The sequence below is a fragment of the Lacinutrix himadriensis genome (assembly GCF_001418105.1).
GTDB classification, from domain to species: Bacteria; Bacteroidota; Bacteroidia; order Flavobacteriales; family Flavobacteriaceae; genus Oceanihabitans; species Oceanihabitans himadriense.
In genome coordinates this window covers 122069-143840 of sequence record NZ_LIQI01000012.1, presented here as the reverse complement: position 1 = coordinate 143840, position 21772 = coordinate 122069, and the positions used below count along the sequence as shown (strand labels likewise).

Sequence of the window (21772 nt, the reverse complement as noted above, 5' to 3'; positions counted from 1 at the left end):
AGTAATTTTAAATGGAAGCAATTAACAAATCAGAATCACCAATGCATTTAAAGATTAGCTTTAATAAGCTATTGGATCATTATGAAGATTTGGCAACAAGTGCTGATGCATTTATTGCAAAACAAGCAAAGCGTGTTTTAAAAGTAGCTGCTCCTTATCCTGTACTTCGTGAGGGGTTTACGGATTATGAATTACTGAATAAGTATAAAAACGAAATACAAATTATACTTCAAGATTCGTTTAGTCCTGTTTTAACCAAAAATGAAATTAAAACGGCTTCTATACCATTTGAAAATATTATTTTTAATTCTTCGGAACGTTTCAAATCGATAGTTAAAACCGCAGGTGAAGATTTTGAATTGAAAATAAAAAATATGCCTGAAGACGATAGGTACATTCTTTATTGTACGATTATTTTAAATTTCTATTATGGTTATTCCTTAGATTTTAAAAGACCTTTTTATTACGAAATACCAGATGCTAAAGGTATTATGCGTTATTATAAAATATTATATAATGCAGATTTTACAGAAATCATTCCTAATGAAGACGCACCTAAAATAACACAAGAAGATTATGATGAGTTATTAGATAACTTTGAAAACATAGATAAGTGGAAAGCAAAATTCCCTCCAAATAGTTATACGTTTAAAGGGTTTGTAATTTCGAATATGTTTGATGTTACCGATGACCAATCTATTTCGAATATAAAATCTTCTTTAATTGGTGAAAATAAGCGTAAAGACGAAAGCTTTATGGAAGGTTTTCATGATATTTTTCGATCCTTATTGGGTTTAAAAGATATTCGCGTTGGATTTTCTGTTTATAATAAAGAAGATAAAACCTTTGAACGAGTTTATGGAGCAGGAATGCATAGTTTTTTATTAAACAATATTGCGGCTTCTAATTGTTCTGATACCTTATGTAAATGGTCTTATAATAGACTTTTAGTAGAAAAGAAATATTTTTCGGTTTCTAATGTGCCGCTTATGTTTGAAAAAACAAAAGGGGAAATTCCACATATAAAAGTACTTCATGAACAAGGAATACAGAGTGCTATTTTTGCACCTATTGCTAATAAGGAAGGTGTTATGGGGATTTTCGAGATAGTTTCAGAAAAACCAAAAATATTAAATAGTATTAATGCCAATAAGCTTGCCGATATTATGCCTTTTATCGTTTCGGCTGTAGAGCGTTCTAAAAACGAAGAAGAAAATCTAATAGAAGCAATTATTCAACAAGAATGTACTTCTATTCATTCTAGTGTCAATTGGCGTTTTGTAAAAGAAGCTAAAAATTTTATAAAAGCAAAGTTAGAAGGAGAAGAGCCAAGTTTTAATAAAATTGCATTCGATAATATATATCCCTTATATGGTCAAATAGATATTAAAGGATCTTCGGAAGCTAGAAATTGGGCAACACAACAAGATTTAATATTGCAATTAAACGCTATAAAATCTATTATTCAAAGTGCTTCGAAAATCGTTAGACTTCCTATTTATGACCAGTTTGTATTTCAAATAAATGAATATTTAAAAGGACTTGAAGATCATTTTCAGGTAGATAGTGAACAACAAATTACTGCATTTATTAATAATGATATTGAACCTGCTTTGGCACATCTTATTTTGGTGAAAGAATTAAAGCCAGGTATAGAAGCATATTATGAAAATATAGATGAAACGGTAAAAGTGGTGTATAAGCATCGTAAACAATATGATGATACTGTTTCTATGATTAATAAAGAAATGGCCTCTTTATTAGACAAAAAGCAGGTAAAGGCACAAAAAATGTATCCGCATTATTATGAGCGTTTTAAAACAGATGGCGTAGAGCATAATATGTATATTGGAGAGTCTATTACTAAAGAGGATAGCTTTAACCCAATTTACTTATATAACTTACGTTTGTGGCAACTACAAGTGATGTGTGAAATGGAAAATGGCTATTATCAAATGCGTAAAAATTTCCCTGTGGCTTTAGATGTTGCTTCTATGATTTTAGTTTTTAATCAGCCATTATCTATAAGTTTTAGAATGGACGAAAAACAATTTGATGTTGACGGAACCTATAATGCTAGATACGAAATTGTAAAAAAACGTGTAGATAAAGCATATATAAAAGGCACAACCGAGCGCATTACACAAAAAGGTAAAATAACTATTGTATACTCTCAAAAACAAGACGAAGTAGAGTATTTACGTTATATTAATTTTTTACAATCTAAGCAGTATTTAGATACAGATATAGAAATTTTAGAACTACAAGATTTGCAGGCTGTAACCGGTTTAAAGGCGATTCGGGTAAGTGTACTGTATCATAAAAATAAAGAAGATAAAGCGTTTTATACCTATGATGATTTAATGAAAGAAATTAAGGCCTAAGATTAAATTCCTGCATACTGAAAAGCAATAGCAAAAGCAATAACACTAGAAATAATTCCAATCATAAAGACGGTATACGTAACACGTAATATTTTGTATTTTCTATTTAAAACTAAACCTAAAAAGTAAAGGTCTTTTTTCATGGCAGAATATAGATAGTCTTTGTCTTTCATCATTTCTCCCATTGCCCATTCAAACTCATCTAATTTCATTTTATGAAAATTACCAAAGAACAATAGGTTTACTTTTTTGTTTGCAACATCCTCTTTGGTGAATTCTCCTCTAGTTACATTTGGTCTTGTAGCTAAAACAGACAAAATCATAGAAGTAACTGTAAATAATACAAAAATTACGGTTGGGTAAATAAGATAGCCGTTTGAAGGATTGTCTAGTTTAGGTAAAAGATTAGCCAATACTAGAGAAACTATAATGGCATTTACAGATAGTAAAATATTCGCTTTGGTATCTGCAATATCACTTAAAGTAATATGGTTTTTAAGCGTTACTCGAAACATGGTTTCTATACCGCGTTCTGGCGTTTCAATTTTATCTTTTTTAAATTGAAGCTCTTCTTTTTTCTGCTTTAATTTAGCAGTGTCTGTTTTTAATTTACTTTGTTCTTTAAGTAGTTTAGCAAGATTTTTACTCTTGCCTTTTTCCCAAAGGGAAACTGCTAAGTCACTATTAAAAGTGTGTTTTTTGGTTAAAAAATTAATATTTTCATTTAACCATTCTGCATTTGTTAGATTTTTATTAGATGTTAATTCCATCTCCTTTTTTAAAAGTAGCGTGACATCACTATATTTTTTACTGCTCACATGCGCACAATCTGCATCACGAATAAATGCTTCTAGCTGCGTTTTTGGAGAATAATCCATCTTGGTTGCTAGAATTAAATCGTTTACAACTTTAATGTCTTCAGGAGTGCAATGCTGTTCTTTTAAAAATGTGGTAGCTATAGCAGCACTATGTGTTTCGTGATCTTCGATGCTTTTTGTAAAACCAACATCATGAAACCAAGCGCTAATTATTAGTAGTTTTTTTTGGTTAGGATCTAAGTTGGCTAAGTCCGCTAATTCTGTTACCTTTTTGACAACGTTTTGTGTATGTGTTACATTGTGATAAACAAAAGCATGGTCTAAATCTGTGTTTAAAAGATTAACAACGTGTTTTTCTACTTCAGCAATAAGATGGTCCATAAAAAGAGGTGATTTTGAGTAAAAATACTAAACTTTAATTAATGTTTAGTAAACGGTTATTTTAGTCGGAAATTATACAAATGCTTACCGTATTAATTTAAAGAAAATTCATATAGATTTCCTCCAGCGCCATGTGCTTTTTCGTCGGTAATATAAACGGTGTTATTGTCTTTAAAAGAAATGCCTTCTTTTTGTGATTCATAACTAAAAGGAAATTCTTTTATCGTGCCATTAAAGAAATCATTCCCTTTAAAGTTTGTGAAAAGTAAAACCGATTTCTGATTTAATAAAACCATTTTTGTGCCATCCGGACTAATGTCTGCAGCGGTTATCCAACAACGTAAATCGGAGCAATTAGAATATGTTCCTAAAAGTTGGGCTTCATGCATTCCTGGGTTTGCAGGGATTTTATAGACACTCGTTTTTCCAAAATCGTCTTTTACGCGACTTTTAGTAAATAAATAAAAGCTGTTATTGTGATAGAAAAATGCTTCACAATCAAAATACCTTTTTTTCTTTTTTGGTGGAAATTTTTCTTGATCTGGATATTTAAAAGAAATACGCTCGATTTCTACCGAAGCATCGCTTTGTAAATTAGAAGCACTCACTTTTAAAATGGCTAAGTTTTTGCGTTTGCTTTCGTTGTTTCCAAAATCACCAATATAAATATTACCTTCAGGATCACTTGCTAGATCTTCCCAGTCATGGTTTTTAGCCTCGATTTCTAATTCTTTTTTTATTTCTCCTTTTGTGTTAAGTCCAAAGAGAATGGGTTTGTTACCACTATCGTTTACCATCCAAATGAAATCCGAATTCACAACGACTTCTGTACCAGAAACTTCGTTTAAATCGGAAGGCAGATCTATTGCACTTTTAAATTCTTTGGAACTACAGCTAGCATATAAAAAGATTATTAGGATAAGGAATTTATTCAAAGCAGTTTTTCATTTATTAATGTTAAATTTACGTGGTTTTTAAAAGATTATGAAACATCCATAACTAAAACCAGATAATCAAAGATAAGGATTAAATGGATGCTACATGTGACCTATGAAAAACAATAGAAATAAACACATGAAACAAAAAGATGTAATTATTATTGGAGGAGGAGCAGCAGGTTTTTTTGCAGCAATTAATATAGCCGTTCAAAATCCAGAATTAACAATAGCCATACTAGAAAAAGGAAAAGAAGGCTTGCAAAAAGTGAAAATTTCTGGTGGCGGACGCTGTAATGTCACGCATGCCGAATTTATTCCTCAAGAATTGGTTTTAAATTACCCTAGAGGTGAAAAAGAATTATTAGGTCCTTTTCATAAATTTATGACTGGTGATACTATTGCTTGGTTTGAAGAACGCGGTGTAGCATTAAAGATTGAAGAAGATGGGAGAATGTTTCCAGAGTCTAATACCTCACAAACCATTATAGATTGTTTTTTAAACGAAACGAAGAAACATCAGGTGGAAGTTTTATATAGTCAAACCGTAAAATCGATTCTAAAAGATGGTGATGCTTGGAGTATTATAACGCAAGCGGAAGAATTTTCAGCAAAAAAAATACTGGTTGCCACAGGGAGTAGCCCTAAAATGTGGAAGCTTTTAGAAACGCTAGATCATAAAATTATTCAACCAGTTCCTTCGTTATTTACCTTTAATATTAACGATAAACGCATCAAAGATATTCCTGGAGTAGTTGCTCAAAATGTAGAAATACAGGTGGTTGGTACCTCGTTGTTTTCCGAAGGACCATTACTCATTACACATGTTGGTATGAGTGCACCTTCTATTTTAAAACTCTCTGCTTTTGGTGCTTTAGAGCTTGCAGCATTAGATTATAAGTTTACCATTGAAATCAATTTTATTAAAATGGCTTTGGAAGATTGCTTAGAGGCTTTAAAAGGTTTAAAATTAGATCTAGCTAAAAAATCAGTTTTAAAAGCACCACAATTTGATTTACCAAAGCGTTTATGGCAGCAATTGGTTTTGGCTTCCAAAATAACGGAAGAAACCCGTTGGGCAGATTTAAATAAAAATCAATTAGAAGCACTTGCCGCACAATTAACCAAAGCGCATTTTAACGTAGATGGGAAAAGTACCTTTAAAGATGAATTTGTTACCGCTGGAGGAATAGATTTAAAAGAAGTAAACTTTAAAACCTTTGAAAGTAAACTGCATAAAAATCTATATTTTGCAGGGGAAATCATAAATATAGACGCGATAACTGGAGGTTTTAATTTTCAAAATGCATGGACAGGAGCGTATATTGCTTCCCAGCACATTTCTAAATAAGAATGAAAACGTATGTCGCTTTATTGAGAGGAATTAATGTTGGAGGACACAAAAAAGTGCCCATGGCAATATTGCGCGAACTGTTAACCGAAATAGGTTTTCAAAATGTGCAAACCTATATACAAAGCGGGAATGTTGTTTTACAGTCTTCCGAAGAAAACACAAAAGCTATTGAAGCTAAAATACATAAAGTAATTGAATCTCATTTTCAATTTGAAGTTCCTGTTTTAGTAAAAACAAAAGAAGAGTTAGAATTCATTTTTAAGAATTCCCCTTTTGAAGAAGACAAGAAAGTAAAAAGCTATTTTATCTTATTGCAAGATACACCAAGTAAAGAGCTGATAGAAGAAGCTTCCAAAAAAGAATATAAAACCGAAGAATTTAAAATTACAAATGCCTGTATTTATTTGTATAACGAAGCAGGTTACGGAAAATCAAAATTCAATGCCAATTATTTTGAGCGTATGCTAGAAACAGCTGCAACAGCAAGAAACTATAATACCATGGTGAAGCTGTTATCTTTAAGTAAATAATTTATTATCAGAATATTTTATAGTATCCCAACACGCTTCAATAGATTGGTCTATTTGTCTTTGATGCATTGGTAACTCTTCTTTAATTTTTAGTTTTACAACAGATGCTATAAGTCCGTAACATAATTTCATAAGTAGAATTTCGTCCATATTTTTTACTTTTTTTTCTGTAATTCCTTTAGAGAAAAAGTCCGTTATTTTTGTGTAAAAAGGGACTGTCTGTTTTACAGTTTCAGGAGGTATAATTGGAGGAACACCAACGTATTCAATAAAATAAAAAGCTAAAGGGTTGCTTGTGAAATAATTGAACATGTTATACAACATGGTGGTAAATTGTTTTTTATAGGTAGCACGTGGGTTGCCATTTGTTAATAGAACGATGCTTAAATCTTTATAAATCATCAAAAAGATAGCTTCAATAACCTTCTCTTTAGTTTCAAAATAATGATAAATGGTACCTACAGCAACATTGGCTTCTTTAGCAACCTGAGACATAGGTGTAGCATGGTAGCCTTGTTTAACAACAAGCTCTAACATGGTTAGTATAATACGTTGTTTTTTACTCATTAGTTACTCTTTAATTTGTCTTACTGCATCCCAAGAAGCGTTTGAAGCTTGTTCAATTTGGATATCTGTCATAGGTAAAACACCATTTAATTTTAAATGCACAGCAGCAACAACATTACTGTAAGCTATTTGCACTAGTAACGTAATATGCATATCTTTTAGGAAACCTTCTTTTATACCTTTCCAGAAAAAAGCTGCATGCGGTCTATAATGTATTTTTGTTTCTTCAATTAATTTTAAAGGTATGATAGGAGCTTTAGCTATGTGTTCATAAAAATGAAATGCATAGGGGTTACTAACATAATAATGGAATAAATCGACCCAGTATTTTTTAAATACTTCTTCCGGATTTTGGTTTTCTTCTTTTAGAATAAGAATAGTGCCAAAATCTTCTCTAATCATTTTATAGATTTGGCAAAGTATATCTTCTTTGTCTTTAAAGTAATTATAAATGGTACCTATTGCTACATTAGATTCTTTAGCTACTTGATACATAGGCGTGGCATTTACGCCTTGTTTTACTACAAGTTCTAACATTGTAATAAGGATTCGTTGTTTTTTATACACAGATTATTGATTGAATAGTCATTCGGTTTTTCAATCTACAAAAAATATGTATTCTGCTTCTTTTTTTAAAAGTATTTACGATGAAATACATAATTTTTTACGTTTTTTAGAATAAATTCTATACTTACATGCTGTCTAATAAACTATATTTGCACACTAATTAGCACATCATGGAAGCCTCTTCGTTTATATTTTCTAAAAATAATAAAACACCCAATACAGGGCAATTTACCTGGTCTTCACCTAGTAACATTGCTTTAGTTAAATATTGGGGAAAAAAAGAAAACCAAATACCAGAAAACCCATCTATTAGTTTTACATTAGACGCTTGTAAAACAACAACTACTTTACGTTTTACGGAAAAAGAACATGATGATTCTTTCTCTTTTGATATGATTTTTGAAGGAAAAAAGAACCAAGATTTTAAACCAAAAATCGAAACCTTTTTTAAACGTATTGAAGCATATCTACCTTTTTTAAGAAATTATCATTTTACAATTGAAACCGAAAATACTTTTCCGCATAGCTCAGGAATTGCATCTTCTGCTTCCGGAATGAGCGCTTTGGCACTTTGTTTAATGTCTATAGAAAAAGAAATCAATCCAGCGATTACGCCAGAATACTTCAATCAAAAAGCTTCTTTTTTAGCAAGATTAGGGTCGGGAAGTGCTTGTAGAAGCATAGAAGGGGATCTTATTGTTTGGGGAAAGCATGCAAACATAGAAGGAAGCTCGAATCTTTATGCTGTAAAATACCCATACCAAGTACATGATAATTTTAAAAAATATCACGATACTATTCTTTTAGTAGATAAAGGCGAAAAGCAAGTAAGCAGTACTGTCGGTCATAATTTAATGCATAATCATCCTTTTGCGCAACAACGTTTTACGCAAGCGGAAGAAAATATGACGAAGCTTATAGACGTTTTAAAAACAGGAGACTTAAAAACGTTTATAGAAATCATTGAAAGTGAAGCCTTAACACTTCACGCTATGATGATGACAAGCATGCCTTATTTTATTTTAATGAAGCCAAATACTCTTGAAATAATTAATGCTATTTGGGCGTTTAGAAAGAAAACAGGATTGCATATTAGTTTTACTTTAGATGCCGGAGCAAACGTGCATGTGTTGTATCCAGAAAAGGAAGCTGCAGATTGTATCGAATTTATTAAAAATGAATTAGTTGCGTATTGCCAAAATGGTCACTATATTTGTGATAGGATTGGTTTTGGAGCAAAATTAAGGAATAACTAATAATGAAAAATTAATAATTAAATTTATAAAATTTTAAAATTTAGTTATTATGAAAGAAAATGTTATTAAAACCAAAAGCTTTAATTTTGCCGTTGATATTGTGATGATTTATAAGGAGTTGGCTTATAAGCAAAAAGAATATGTGATGTCAAGGCAATTATTGAAATCTGGCACATCTATTGGAGCTAATGTTAGAGAAGCAGAATTTGCACAAAGCAAACCAGATTTTACAAATAAGATGTCAATAAGTTTAAAGGAAGCAAACGAAACTGTTTATTGGATAGATTTGTTACATGCTACCGGATTTATTGATAATAATACGTTTAATAAATATAAAATAAAAGCGGAAGAAATATTAAAATTGTTGGTTAGCATCGTAAAAACATCAAAACAATAATTTTTCATTATTAATTTTACTTTTTTCATTAAAAAATATGAAAGGACCTCTTTTTTACTCGAAAATTTTACTCTTTGGTGAATACGGAATCATTAAAGACTCTAAAGGATTATCTATTCCTTATAGTTTTTATAATGGCGCCTTAAAAACAGATGAAAATCCATCTACCGATGCTGTGAAATCTAACGCTAGTTTAAAAAACTTCGTTTCGCATTTAAAACAAATAGAGGAAGAGATTGTTGTTTTTAATTTAGAACAATTACAAAAAGATGTAAATGCTGGTATGTACTTTGATTCTTCCATCCCACAAGGATATGGTGTTGGTAGCTCAGGCGCATTAGTAGCTGCTATTTATGATAAATATGCACAAGATAAAATTACAGTACTAGAAAATTTAACACGTGAAAAGCTATTAAAGTTAAAAGCTATTTTTTCTGAAATGGAATCGTTTTTTCATGGTAAATCTTCGGGATTAGATCCCTTAAATAGCTATTTAAGCATTCCAATTTTAATACATTCTAAAGATAATATTGAAGCAACAGGAATTCCTTCCCAAACCAATAATGGAAAAGGAGCAGTGTTTTTATTAGATAGCGGAATTATTGGTGAAACAGCACCAATGGTTAGTATTTTTATGGAAAACATGAAGCAAGAAGGTTTCCGTAGTATGCTAAAAGACCAATTTATAAAACATACAGATGCTTGTGTAGACGATTTTTTAAAAGGAGATATAAAATCACTCTTTAAAAATACCAAGCAACTATCTAAAGTGGTCTTAAATAACTTTAAACCAATGATACCAAATCAGTTTCATGAACTTTGGAAAAAAGGAATTGAAACTAACGAGTACTACTTAAAACTTTGTGGTTCTGGTGGTGGTGGTTATATTTTAGGATTTACAGAGAATTTAGAAAAAGCAAAACAATCGCTTAAAGAGTATAAGTTAGAAGTGGTGTATAACTTCTAAAATTTCCTATACTTCTTGAATTGTTCTACCAAACTTGTTAAAGTGTAGTTAGTAGGGTTTCATTAAATAAAGTTATGCTTTCTAGAAAACAAAAACACATACTTTTAAAATTCTTTAGCATGTTTTCTGTGGTTAGAGGCTACAACATTCTAATTATTGTACTCGCCCAATACTTAGCATCTATCTACATTTTAGCACATGATAAACCCTTAAGAGAGGTAGTTTTCGATGTAAACTTACTCATGCTCGTTCTTGCTTCTGCAGCAACCATTGCAGGAGGTTATATTATTAATAATTTTTACGATTCAGAAAAGGACTTAATAAACAGACCGCAAAAATCGATGTTAGATAAATTGGTGAGTCAAAACACCAAGTTGTCTTTGTATTTTGTGCTTAACTTTCTTGCGGTAATCATGGCAAGTGCCGTTTCGTTTAAAGCGGTTGTATTCTTTTCATTGTATATTTTCGCTATTTGGTTTTATTCCCATAAACTTAAAAAGCTACCTATTATTGGTAATCTTACTTCTGCAATACTGACTATCACACCGTTTTTTGCCATTTTTATGTACTATAAAAATTTTGAACACGTCATTTTTGTACATGCAGCATTTCTGTTTTTAATTGTTTCTATGCGAGAATTAGTAAAAGATTTAGAAAATATAAAAGGAGATTTAGCACTTAATTATAAAACCATACCAATTATTTACGGCGTAAAAGCATCCAAAGTAATGCTTACTATTTTAAGCGCATTAACACTTGTTCCTGCTTATTTATTAATAAACAAGTATCACATTGGTAAGATGGATTATTTCTTTTACCTAAGCATAGCGTTACTCATTGTGTTTTTAATGCTACTCTGGAAATCTACTTCTAAAACACAATTTTTAATACTTCATAATATTTTAAAATTTATCATAGTATCCGGTGTATTTAGCATTTTACTAATAGATGTAGATTTGCTTTTAAACAAACTCGTTTTACTATAAATTATGGCGTTTGTTACTTCGCTAAAGCTACGTAGCAATGCGCTTTTCACTATATCTTTTTCTCGTATCTCAAAAAAGGATGCCGTTGCAATCGCTAACGCAAGAAATCGGAAGCATCAAAAATCGTAAATCCGCAATCGTAAATCATAATATATACTATATCTTTGCAGCTTTAAAAGAAATAATACATTAAAGAGCAATGAGTAAGCCAAGAGATAGTAAAAGCAAAGGGAAGCTTTCCGGACGTGGGAATAGTAATACACGTAGCCAAAGCAATGAAAGAGGAAATGCTCCAGTAAAAAAGAAAGCGGCAGGAAATAAAACGCAAAAGCCACAAAAAGCACAGAAGCCACAAAAAGCATCAGATCCAGATCAAATGCGTTTAAATAAATACATCGCAAATTCTGGTATTTGTTCTCGTAGAGATGCAGATATGCATATTGCAACAGGTTTAGTTTCTGTAAACGGAAAGGTCGTTACAGAAATGGGCTATAAAGTAAAGTTAGAAGATGAGGTTCGTTTTGATGGATCTAGAATAAATCCAGAGAAAAAAGCATACGTTTTACTAAACAAACCAAAAGGTTTTGCAACCACTACAAGTGAAGGTAAAGGACGTACGGTTATGGATTTAGTTGCTAATGCAACCAATTCACGTATTAAGCCAATTGGTAGATTAGGTAGAAATAGTAAAGGTTTATTGTTGTTTACCAATGATGATTTGGTTGCTAAAAAATTCACCAATTCTAAAAATGGTGTACCTCGTTTATTTCAAATAGAATTAGATAAAAACCTGAAAATAGAAGATCTTAAAAAGATTAGAGAAGGTTTTAGAATAGAAGGGAAATTAATAACTGTCGAAGAAATTAGTTATATCGAAGGAGCTTCTAAAAAAGAAATTGGTCTTAAAATTAAGAACACTGGTAACACAGTACTTCGTGCTATTTTTGATAGCTTAAAATACGAGATTGTAGCTGTAGATTGTGTTGCTATTGGGCATCTTACCAAAAAAGATCTTCCTCGTGGTCACTGGAAACATTTAACAGAACAAGAATTGAATACTTTAAAGATGTTGTAAACAGAAATGGTTATGATTAAGATTTAAATAGTAAATAAAAAGACCGAGCATGCTCGGTCTTTTTATTTTATAAAGGGTAGTGTTTTTTTTACTAGTTTACGACATCCAATATGTTATAAATATTATTGGTGTTTTTAATAAGAGTTAACGATTCATTTTGTTCTAAAATAATATTTTGTCCTCCAGGAACGGAAAGGGTTCCTGAAAACAAGGTAATCGTATTTGAACTAGAATTGATAATTGTAACGGGTTGCCCTTCAGTGCCATTAATAAATATAGAAATATTAGATGTAGGACTCATGATAATAATACTTTTGTCAGTAAGATCTATTTGTGTGAAATTACCAGGAGTTTCTAATGTGATTGGTTTTGTTATACTTCCGTTTATGTGTAGACTACCAGAACTAATATTATCCACTAGTAAATTACCAGCAACATCTAATTTTGTAGAGGCTACTATATTACCTAGGGCTACATTTCCATTAGATGCTATAGTTAATTGATTTTGATTTTGGGTTTCAAAAAGAATGGCACCAATACCATCTTCATTATTGTCTGCAATAATTGTTGTGCTTCCTGTATTTGATGTGCTTGTTGTACCTCCTGAAATGTTAGTTAAAGAAGATGCGTCACCTATAAAACCAGATGCAGTAATACTGTTCGCTGTTTCCAGTTTTGTGGTAGGGTTTTCAACGCCAATACCAATATTACCACTCTCCGTAATATGTAAAGCATTCGTAGGAGCTCCTGCCATGATTTTAAAACTAGAATTATTTGTAGTTAAATCTGTGATAGCAAAATAATTTTCTCCTAGATCTACGGTGTCATTAATATCTATATTCCAATCTACAGACGGGAAACTTGCAGAGCCACTAGTATCATCAAAATGAATTTTAGGAGTGCTAGATGCAATAATAAAATTATTATTTGTAAAGTCATGTGAAGGTGTAATGCTTTCTCCAAGACCTAGATTAGCTATTATATTAACATCTGTAATAAAATTAATGTCATTAGTAGATACAGATGAAAATGGAACTAAGTCTCCTATGTTATTTTCGTAATAAAAGTCGTTAATTGTGTTGGTGTTACTATCAAAATATTTTAAACCACCTACTTCAAGTTCGTAATTTGTTGTAGCCTCATAACGTATACCTCCTTCAATAGAAAGTAATGCAGCAGAGTTTTCTAAATTAGTACTTGTTCCTAAACCAATATTTCCGCCTTCAAAAAAAACATCATTGCCTATTTTGGACCAAAATATTTCAACAGCAGTTCCAGTAGTTGTCCCAAAGCCTGGAAAAGATTTTGAGGTGTTTAAGTCTACAGTGGTTTTTATGTCGTTTAAATCTATAGGATTACTTAAAGTTAAATAGCCAAATAAATCTATTTGGTCTGATGTTATTATAGTACTAGGAAGGTTTGTTAATGAATTATAATCTGCCGTTAAAGCAGTAGCCGATTTTAAAGCATTTGCTGCTAAAGGAATGCTATTTAATTTACTAGTGTTTTCTAGTGTGTAATTAGTTCCTCCAAGAGGATCAATTGCAACTTTAATAAAGTAAGGGTTATCAAACCAATGGATAGTCTTTAAATCACCAAAAGCAATAAGTCCTCCTCCAATTTTAACCGTTACCTGACCCAGAGAATTGGTTGTTGCAGCATGAGTTTCTTCAAAAACAACGGTTCCAGTATTTGTAGCTTCTAATATTTGAAATTGAATACCAATAGAACTCTCCGATACTAACTCGCCAGAGGCATTTCTAACTAACATTTCAAAATTTATTTTATCGGAACCTTGCGCGTTAATGTTATTAATGGATAGCAAAAAACAACCCAATATGAATATTATTTTTTTCATAAAATTATTATTTAGTTATTAAGAGCTATACAATACCATACCGAACCATCAAATATAAAAGTTGCACTTTCATATTGTTCTAAGTCTATATTAGTAGTGTTTGGTAATAAAATAGATTGTGTACCAGAATTATGAACAATTGTTTTTAGACCAGTTCCATTATTAAAGATCGTTATTTGTTGTCCTGTTATTCCAGCGGTAAACCCTTGGATAGATTGTGCAATTGTATTATTGATATTAATAACTGTTTTATTAGAAGCATCTATTTCTATGATTGCAGAAAGGTTGTCTGTATTTTCAACTATGGTATAACTAGCGGTTTGAATACTAATATTGTTGGTTTGTACACCATCAAATTTAGCATTACCAATCACTTCTAATTTTTCAATTGGAGTGGCAGTACCAATACCAACATTACCATTATTGGTAATTGTCATTTGTGCTATATTTTGTGTTTGAAAAGAAATTTCACCAACATTATTAACATCTGTATCTGCAGCAATAACTGTGTCATCTATATTAGAAACGCCACCTGTACCACCGGTTATTCCTGTAAGCCCAGAACCATCTCCAATAAAACTTTGTGCTTTGATAGCACCAGTAACTTCAAGAGAAGAACCAGGTGTACCTGTGCCAATACCTATGTTTCCATTGCTTGTAATAATTAGTGCATTGTCAGGGGCATTAGCAGCAACTTTAAAAGGCTGTGTTGCATTGGTAATATCTTTAATTGCAAAATGAGATTCTCCTCCATTAGAAGATTCGTTAATTTCAATTTGCCAATCGTTAGCAGGCATTGTGCCAGAAGGATCATCACTATCGTCAAATAATATTCGAAGGTTGTTTTCTTTTAAAATAAAAGTATTAAATCCAAAATCTTCTCCGTTAACAGCGTCCACTCCTATACCTAAGCTTCCTTGAATAATAACATCGTTGCTAGTTGTATTATCTCCGTCAACAGTAGACCAAGTAGAAGCTCCTAAAGTTACATTACTCCCTTCGTTATTTACAAAATGAAATTTACCGTCACCATCCGTATTGTCATAATATAAAAGCCCAGGTTCTGTTAGTGTAGTAGGTATACCACTGTATTTTATACCACCACCTACAGATAAAGTAGCTCCTTCAAAAGGAGTAGTTTGATTAACTCCAATACCTACGTTTCCTTGCGTGTAAAATATATCGTTGTTCGATTTAGACCATATAAAGTTGTCTCCTTCTAATACTGTTCCTGGCGTAGTTCCAAAATCTGGAAAAGCTTGGCTTGCTGTGTTTGCATTTACATCTGAAATTAATTGATCCAAATCAACAGCAGAGGATAGAGTTATCAGATCCAGTTTGTCTATTTGGTTTTGTGATATGGTTGTTGGTAAATTGCTTAACGACAAATAATCTGCAGTATTAGCAAATTGTGCTACATTACTATAAAATGCTAGAGGAGCACTAGTGATTTCTTCTACAGTTTCTAAGGTGTAGTTGCTACCTCCGTTAGGATCTGTTTCTGTTTTAATATAATATGTAGCAGAAGCCCAGTTTATAGTAGTGAAATCTCCTGTGCTTAATGCGCCATTACCTACCTGAATAGTTGCAAGTCCGTTAGCATTAGTCATAGCTGTTTGTATTTCTATGTAAACCGGAGATCCAGTTGGAGAATTAGATAGTATGCTAATTTGCATGCCTACTGTTTGATTGGTTAATAATATATCGGAAGCACTTCTAATGACAACTTGGTAGGTTAAAGATTCATTAATTTGTGCAGATGTACTTATATATATTAAAATAAAAAATAAGGATAATAATTTTTTCATTTGTAGAAGGAGGTTAGTTTTTTATAATTTTAAATGTTTTTAAAAAAGCTTGATTCGAATTCAAAACTTTTAGAAGATACGTTCCAACAGGATAACTTTGCATATCTATTTCAGTCTTTAAAGTTGTTATTTTAAAGTCTTTTAATAATCTACCTTGAAGATCAAATAATTGATACGTGGTTGCAGATTTTTCAATGCTAGATAACGAAAGGTGTATAGAACCCTTTGTTGGATTTGGATATAATTGGATAGCAACGCGGTTATCTATATCATTAACCTCTAAAGTGCTTTCCTCAAAAATTTCAAAAGGCTGTTGCACACCTTGAAGTAATAATCCATTAGAATTAGATGTAGAAATTTGAGAAACTTGACCAATAGAATAACTGACCTCAAAGTTAGGGCTGGAGGTGTCTCCTCCAGACACTACTACAGCTTTTTGGGCATAAGCAGTTGTGTAACCTATAAATAAATATAGGATAACGTGAATTTTTTTCATGAAGTGTAAAATTTAATTAATAGCGTTTATGGTTGAAAACAAGGTGTTTTCAATGTCTAAAACTAGATTATTTATTTATATATAAGTGGCTATTTACTTGTTATTCGATGAAAGGTTATTTAGAATAACTAGTCGTTTTTGGTTTAACTATTTGGTCTTTAGTTTTTTAATTTGATTTTTGAAGCCGTTATTTTATTTTTAAAAAAAATGATAATATTTATTTGCAATTCAAAAAAAAGTATTTCATTTGTACTGCATTTAGCTGAACAAAGTGAACACTGTTTCTATGTTCGGGCTTTTGGAAATTAGGAAGTCATATTCAAAAGCAGCTTACAGATTAAGCGACCGAATTTTAAAGCTAACTTCCGAGTATTCTTCTATTGGTGCTAGCCAGCATCAGTACGGTTTTGTGCCTACTACAGAGCTAAAAATTCAAGTTTGATTATTTTTAATGTTAAAGTCTTTATACCTTTAAGTGCCTTTTAATGGTCATTTAATATTTAATTTTTGCTAGCTTAACGTCATGTTAACCTATAACTTTTACATTTATCTTTAAAAATAATGAATACAAAATATATTGATCTAATCGATCAAACTTTCGATTTTCCTCAAGAAGAATTTAAACTGGAAGAAAACAAATTACGCTTTCACGATATCGACCTAATGAAATTGGTGGAAGAACATGGGGCGCCTTTAAAATTCACCTATTTACCGCAAATATCTAACAATATTCAACGTGCAAAACAATGGTTTGCAGATGCTATTGAAAAACATGATTATAAAGGGAATTACAACTATTGCTATTGCACTAAAAGTTCTCATTTTAAACACGTGTTACACGAAGCGCTAAAGAATGATATTCATATTGAAACCTCTTCGGCTTTTGATATTGATATTGTGGAAAATCTTAAAAAAGAAGGAAAAATAACAAATGATACCTATGTAATTAGCAACGGTTTTAAACGCGCACAATACGTTACAAATATTGCTAGACTTATAAATAACGGACATAAAAACGCGATTCCTATTATCGATAACTATGAGGAAATTGATTTACTTTCTCAAGAAATAGACGGTAAATTTAATGTGGGAATTCGTATTGCTTCCGAAGAGGAGCCAAAGTTTGAATTCTATACCTCTCGTTTAGGTATTGGTTATAAAAATATTGTACCTTTTTATAAAAATCAAATAGCAGAGAACAAGAAAGTGAGCCTTAAAATGTTACACTTCTTCATTAATACAGGAATTAGAGATAATGCGTATTACTGGAATGAACTGCAAAAATGTTTAAAAGTATATACTAGCTTAAAAAAGATTTGTCCAACTTTAGATAGTTTAAATATAGGAGGCGGATTCCCTATTAAAAACTCCTTGGCTTATGATTTTGATTACGCCTATTTAGTAGACGAAATTATAAACCAAATTAAAACAACTTGCGAAGAAGAAGGTGTCGCTGTACCAAATATTTTTACAGAATTTGGAAGCTTTACCGTTGGGGAAAGTGGTGGTGCGATTTATGAAATACTGTATCAAAAACAGCAAAATGATCGTGAAAAATGGAACATGATTAACTCGTCTTTCATTACCACATTACCAGATACTTGGGCAATTAACAAACGCTTTGTGATGTTACCACTTAACCGTTGGGACCAAAGTTATGAGCGTGTTTTGCTTGGCGGACTAACTTGTGATAGTGATGATTATTACAACAGTGAGCAACATATGAACGCTATTTATTTACCAAAATATAATAAAGACAAACCATTATATATTGGCTTTTTTAATACAGGAGCATACCAAGAAACTATTGGAGGATTTGGTGGCTTACAACACTGTTTAATACCAACTCCAAAACATTTATTAATTAATAAAGATGCAGAAGGAAATCTTATTACCACTGTATTTAGCGAACAACAAAAAAGTGAAGACTTACTTAAAATTTTAGGTTATGGAAACTAAAACGTATGCTGGCATTCCAGAAGAATTAGCAAAATTAGACAAAGCAAAAATTGTACTAATTCCTGTGCCTTATGATGGTACAAGTACATGGCAAAAAGGAGCAGATAAAGGTCCGGAAGCATTTTTAGATGCTTCGGCAAATATGGAACTTTATGATATTGAAACAGGTACTGAAGTATACCATCAAGGGGTGCATTTAGTAGCTGCTGTTACAGAAAATAGTTCTCCAGAAGCTATGGTAGAAGCAGTACACCAAGTGACTAAAAAGTACATTAAAAGAAACAAGTTTGTAACCATCTTTGGTGGTGAGCACTCTGTATCTATTGGAACGGTTCGTGCTTTTAACGAAATGTTTCCAAGCCTAACCGTTTTACAATTAGATGCACATGCAGATTTGCGTAAATCGTATGAAGGTTCTACGTGTAACCATGCTTGTGCTATGTATGAAGCTAGTCAAAATACCAACCTAATTCAAGTAGGTATTCGTTCTATGGATGTGATGGAAAAAACAGTTATGGATGCAGATAAAACGTATTTTGCTCATGAAATGGCTGTAGATGATACTTGGGTAGATGCTGCTATTGATCAAATGACAGAAAACGTTTTTATCACTATCGATTTAGATGTTTTTGATCCTTCTATCATGCCAAGTACAGGAACACCAGAACCAGGAGGTTTGTTATGGTATGAAACTATGGAGTTTTTAAAACAAGTTTTTGAAGAGAAAAACGTTGTAGGTTTTGATATCGTAGAACTTTGCCCTAATAAAATAGATAAATCTTCCGATTTTCTTGCAGCAAAACTATACTATAAAATGCTAAGCTATAAGTTTCAAAATGAAGAAGCAGAAGAGGTGTATGACAACTCTTTTGACGATGAGAAAGTAAATAAAAATAACAATACTAAATTTCAAGATGAAGATGCGTACTAAAGGACCAATTTCACAGTTTATAGAAAAACACTATTTACACTTTAATGCGGCAGCTTTAGTAGATGCAGCAAAAGGGTATGAAGCACAACTAGACAGTGGTGCAAAAATGTTAGTATCTCTTGCAGGAGCAATGAGTACGGCAGAGCTTGGTAAAAGTTTTGCAGAAATGATTCGTCAAGATAAAGTACAAATCATTTCTTGTACAGGAGCAAATTTAGAAGAAGATATCATGAATCTAGTAGCGCATTCACATTATAAACGTGTGCCTAACTATCGTGATTTAACACCACAAGATGAGTGGGATTTATTAGAAAAAGGATTAAATAGAGTTACAGATACTTGTATTCCTGAAGAAGAAGCGTTTAGACGTTTACAAGAACATATTGTAAAGATTTGGAAAGATGCCGAAGCTAATGGCGAACGTTACTTGCCACATGAATACATGTATAAAATGTTACTATCAGGAGTATTAGAGCAATATTACGAGATTGATATAAAAGACTCTTGGATGTATGCTGCTGCCGAAAAAAACCTACCAATTGTTTGCCCGGGATGGGAAGACAGTACCATGGGAAATATTTTTGCTAGCTACGTGCTTAAAGGAGAATTAAAAGCAAGCACCATGAAATCTGGTATTGAGTATATGACGTTTTTAGCAGATTGGTACACAGATAATTCACAAAAAGGTATCGGTTTCTTCCAAATTGGAGGAGGTATTGCTGGTGATTTTCCTATTTGTGTAGTGCCAATGTTATACCAAGATATGGAAAGACCAGAAACACCATTTTGGAGTTATTTCTGTCAGATTAGTGATTCTACAACAAGTTATGGTTCGTACTCGGGAGCAGTTCCTAACGAGAAAATTACTTGGGGAAAACTAGACATAGACACACCAAAATTTATTATTGAAAGTGATGCAACTATCGTTGCTCCGTTAATTTTTGCTTATCTTTTAGATCAGTAATGGACACAAATAAAATTGATAATATAGAGCTTAAGTATCTAACGGTTAATGATTTTGAAGAGCTAAAAGAAGCTACTTTAGAATCGTATGGCGGTGTGCTTAATTCGTACTGGAAAAAACACCATATAGAAGAATTAACTTCTATGTTTCCAGAAGGTCAAGTGGTTATAAAAATCGATGGAGACATTGCAGGTTGTGCATTGTCTCTCATTGTAGATTATGATTCTATTGATGATGAACATACATACGAAGATATTATCGGTGGAAAATCTTTTAAAAATCACGATCCAAATGGCGATGTGCTTTATGGTATTGATGTGTTTATAAAACCACAATACAGAGGTTTACGTTTAGGTAGAAGATTGTACGATTATAGAAAAGAGGTTTGTGAAAACTTAAACCTTAAAGGAATTGTTTTTGGAGGAAGAATGCCAAACTTTCATAAGCATACCGATTTAACTCCGAAGCAATACATTGAAAAAGTAAAGCGTAAAGAAATTCATGATCCTGTTTTAAACTTTCAAATTTCTAACGACTTTCACCCAGTTCGTGTATTAAAAGGATATTTAGAAGGCGATACAGCTTCCAACGAATATGCCGTTTTAATGGAATGGGATAATATCTATTATACCAAACCAAACAAAAAAGCGAGTACGGTAAAAACAGTGGTTAGACTTGGTTTGATACAATGGCAAATGCGTCCGTATAAAGGGCTAGACGATTTGATGCAACAGGTAGAATATTTTATCGATAGTGTTGCTGCGTATCGTTCTGACTTTGCTGTGTTTCCAGAGTTTTTTAATGCGCCTTTAATGGCAGAATTCAACCACATGCACGAGCCAGATGCTATTAGAGAGTTGGCAAAATTTACAGAAGTGATTGTAAAGAAAATGCAACAGCTTTCTATTTCGTATAACATCAATATTATTACGGGTAGTATGCCAGAAGTAGTAGGTGATAAGTTGTATAATGTGGGTTATTTATGTCGAAGAGATGGAAGTGCAGAGCGTTATGAGAAAATTCATGTTACTCCAGACGAAGCGAAAGTTTGGGGAATGCAACGCGGAAACAAATTGCAAACCTTTGAAACAGATGCTGGTAAGATTGGGATTCTAATTTGTTATGATTCCGAGTTTCCAGAATTATCTCGCCTGTTAGCAGATGAAGGCATGGATATTTTATTCATTCCTTTTTTAACAGACACGCAAAATGGCTATTCTCGTGTACGATTATGCGCACAAGCTCGTGCTATAGAAAACGAATGTTATGTGGCTATTTCTGGTAGCGTTGGTAATTTACCAAATGTGAATAATATGGATATTCAATACGCGCAATCTGCTGTGTTTACACCTTGCGATTTTTCATTTCCAAGTAATGGTATCAAAGCAGAAGCGACTACCAATACCGAAATGATTCTAGTAGCAGATGTCGATTTAAGTTTATTAAAAGAACTGCATTCTTTTGGAGCAGTGAAAAATTTAAAAGATAGAAGAAAAGATTTTTACGATGTTATTAGAATTAATAACAATAAATAATATA

The 21772-nt window shown here is 32.0% G+C and carries 19 protein-coding genes; 12 read left to right on the top strand and 7 right to left on the bottom strand.

The window, feature by feature from the left end; all coding sequences use genetic code 11:
- Positions 1–11 precede the first annotated feature (11 nt).
- Entirely contained in the window at positions 12–2384 is a 2373-nt protein-coding gene (locus tag AMD28_RS02825) for a hypothetical protein (protein WP_055442645.1), read from the top strand.
- A 2-nt stretch (positions 2385–2386) separates the two neighbouring features.
- Here the strand turns inward: AMD28_RS02825 and AMD28_RS02820 are convergent, their stop codons facing one another.
- Positions 2387–3583, bottom strand: a complete 1197-nt coding sequence (locus tag AMD28_RS02820) for a Pycsar system effector family protein (protein ID WP_055442644.1) — start codon at positions 3581–3583, stop codon at positions 2387–2389.
- A 92-nt stretch (positions 3584–3675) separates the two neighbouring features.
- Positions 3676–4518, bottom strand: a complete 843-nt coding sequence (locus tag AMD28_RS02815; RefSeq protein ID WP_241492425.1) for a hypothetical protein — start codon at positions 4516–4518, stop codon at positions 3676–3678.
- 139 nt (positions 4519–4657) lie between these two features.
- Here AMD28_RS02815 and AMD28_RS02810 point away from each other — a divergent pair, with 139 nt between their 5' ends.
- Entirely contained in the window at positions 4658–5869 is a 1212-nt protein-coding gene (locus tag AMD28_RS02810; protein ID WP_055442781.1) for a BaiN/RdsA family NAD(P)/FAD-dependent oxidoreductase, read from the top strand.
- 2 nt (positions 5870–5871) lie between these two features.
- Positions 5872–6402: a DUF1697 domain-containing protein gene (locus tag AMD28_RS02805; RefSeq protein WP_055442643.1), complete on the top strand. Its 531-nt coding sequence runs from the start codon at positions 5872–5874 to the stop codon at positions 6400–6402.
- Here AMD28_RS02805 and AMD28_RS02800 read toward each other — a convergent pair.
- Both AMD28_RS02800 and AMD28_RS02795 read right to left on the bottom strand, forming a co-directional pair.
- Positions 6391–6969 (bottom strand): TetR/AcrR family transcriptional regulator, encoded by a 579-nt coding sequence (locus tag AMD28_RS02800; protein WP_055442642.1) that lies wholly within the window; start codon positions 6967–6969, stop codon positions 6391–6393. The two genes, AMD28_RS02805 and AMD28_RS02800, sit on opposite strands and share 12 nt — an antisense overlap.
- A gap of 3 nt (positions 6970–6972) precedes the next feature.
- Positions 6973–7506 carry a TetR/AcrR family transcriptional regulator gene (locus tag AMD28_RS02795; protein ID WP_055442641.1) on the bottom strand — a complete coding sequence of 178 codons (534 nt, stop codon included), beginning with the start codon at positions 7504–7506 and terminating at the stop codon, positions 6973–6975.
- A gap of 200 nt (positions 7507–7706) precedes the next feature.
- On the opposite strand from AMD28_RS02795, the gene mvaD reads away from it, so the two are divergent.
- The 5 genes from mvaD to AMD28_RS02770 all read left to right on the top strand — a co-directional run bounded on the left by mvaD (position 7707) and on the right by AMD28_RS02770 (position 12217).
- The gene (gene mvaD, locus AMD28_RS02790) at positions 7707–8792 is read left to right on the top strand and encodes a diphosphomevalonate decarboxylase (protein WP_055442640.1); all 1086 of its coding nucleotides are present in this window, start codon (positions 7707–7709) and stop codon (positions 8790–8792) included.
- A gap of 49 nt (positions 8793–8841) precedes the next feature.
- Complete coding sequence (locus AMD28_RS02785) at positions 8842–9189, top strand: four helix bundle protein (RefSeq protein WP_055442639.1); 348 nt, start codon at positions 8842–8844, stop codon at positions 9187–9189.
- 37 nt (positions 9190–9226) lie between these two features.
- A complete protein-coding gene (locus tag AMD28_RS02780; RefSeq protein ID WP_055442638.1) occupies positions 9227–10156 on the top strand; it encodes a mevalonate kinase family protein in 930 nt (309 codons plus the stop codon).
- 74 nt (positions 10157–10230) lie between these two features.
- Positions 10231–11142 carry a geranylgeranylglycerol-phosphate geranylgeranyltransferase gene (locus AMD28_RS02775; RefSeq protein WP_055442637.1) on the top strand — a complete coding sequence of 304 codons (912 nt, stop codon included), beginning with the start codon at positions 10231–10233 and terminating at the stop codon, positions 11140–11142.
- A 199-nt stretch (positions 11143–11341) separates the two neighbouring features.
- Positions 11342–12217 carry a pseudouridine synthase gene (locus AMD28_RS02770; RefSeq protein WP_055442636.1) on the top strand — a complete coding sequence of 292 codons (876 nt, stop codon included), beginning with the start codon at positions 11342–11344 and terminating at the stop codon, positions 12215–12217.
- A gap of 91 nt (positions 12218–12308) precedes the next feature.
- Here AMD28_RS02770 and AMD28_RS02765 read toward each other — a convergent pair whose 3' ends face one another.
- Genes AMD28_RS02765 through AMD28_RS02755 form a run of 3 tightly spaced genes read right to left on the bottom strand, consistent with a single transcriptional unit; the run spans position 12309 to position 16379 of the window.
- The gene (locus AMD28_RS02765) at positions 12309–14075 is read right to left on the bottom strand and encodes an autotransporter outer membrane beta-barrel domain-containing protein (RefSeq protein ID WP_152975529.1); all 1767 of its coding nucleotides are present in this window, start codon (positions 14073–14075) and stop codon (positions 12309–12311) included.
- A gap of 11 nt (positions 14076–14086) precedes the next feature.
- Complete coding sequence (locus tag AMD28_RS02760) at positions 14087–15883, bottom strand: hypothetical protein (RefSeq protein ID WP_055442634.1); 1797 nt, start codon at positions 15881–15883, stop codon at positions 14087–14089.
- A gap of 13 nt (positions 15884–15896) precedes the next feature.
- Positions 15897–16379: a T9SS type A sorting domain-containing protein gene (locus AMD28_RS02755; RefSeq protein WP_055442633.1), complete on the bottom strand. Its 483-nt coding sequence runs from the start codon at positions 16377–16379 to the stop codon at positions 15897–15899.
- A gap of 561 nt (positions 16380–16940) precedes the next feature.
- Here AMD28_RS02755 and AMD28_RS02750 point away from each other — a divergent pair.
- The 4 genes from AMD28_RS02750 to AMD28_RS02735 are packed head-to-tail and all read left to right on the top strand — an operon-like array spanning position 16941 to position 21768.
- Positions 16941–18338: an arginine decarboxylase gene (locus AMD28_RS02750; protein WP_055442632.1), complete on the top strand. Its 1398-nt coding sequence runs from the start codon at positions 16941–16943 to the stop codon at positions 18336–18338.
- Positions 18328–19269 carry an agmatinase gene (speB, locus tag AMD28_RS02745; RefSeq protein WP_055442631.1) on the top strand — a complete coding sequence of 314 codons (942 nt, stop codon included), beginning with the start codon at positions 18328–18330 and terminating at the stop codon, positions 19267–19269. Before AMD28_RS02750 ends, speB begins: the two co-directional genes overlap by 11 nt.
- Positions 19259–20233: a deoxyhypusine synthase family protein gene (locus AMD28_RS02740; protein WP_055442780.1), complete on the top strand. Its 975-nt coding sequence runs from the start codon at positions 19259–19261 to the stop codon at positions 20231–20233. The genes speB and AMD28_RS02740 overlap by 11 nt, the downstream gene beginning before the upstream one ends.
- Positions 20233–21768, top strand: a complete 1536-nt coding sequence (locus tag AMD28_RS02735; RefSeq protein ID WP_055442630.1) for a bifunctional GNAT family N-acetyltransferase/carbon-nitrogen hydrolase family protein — start codon at positions 20233–20235, stop codon at positions 21766–21768. Before AMD28_RS02740 ends, AMD28_RS02735 begins: the two co-directional genes overlap by 1 nt.
- The last annotated feature ends 4 nt before the right edge of the window (positions 21769–21772 follow it).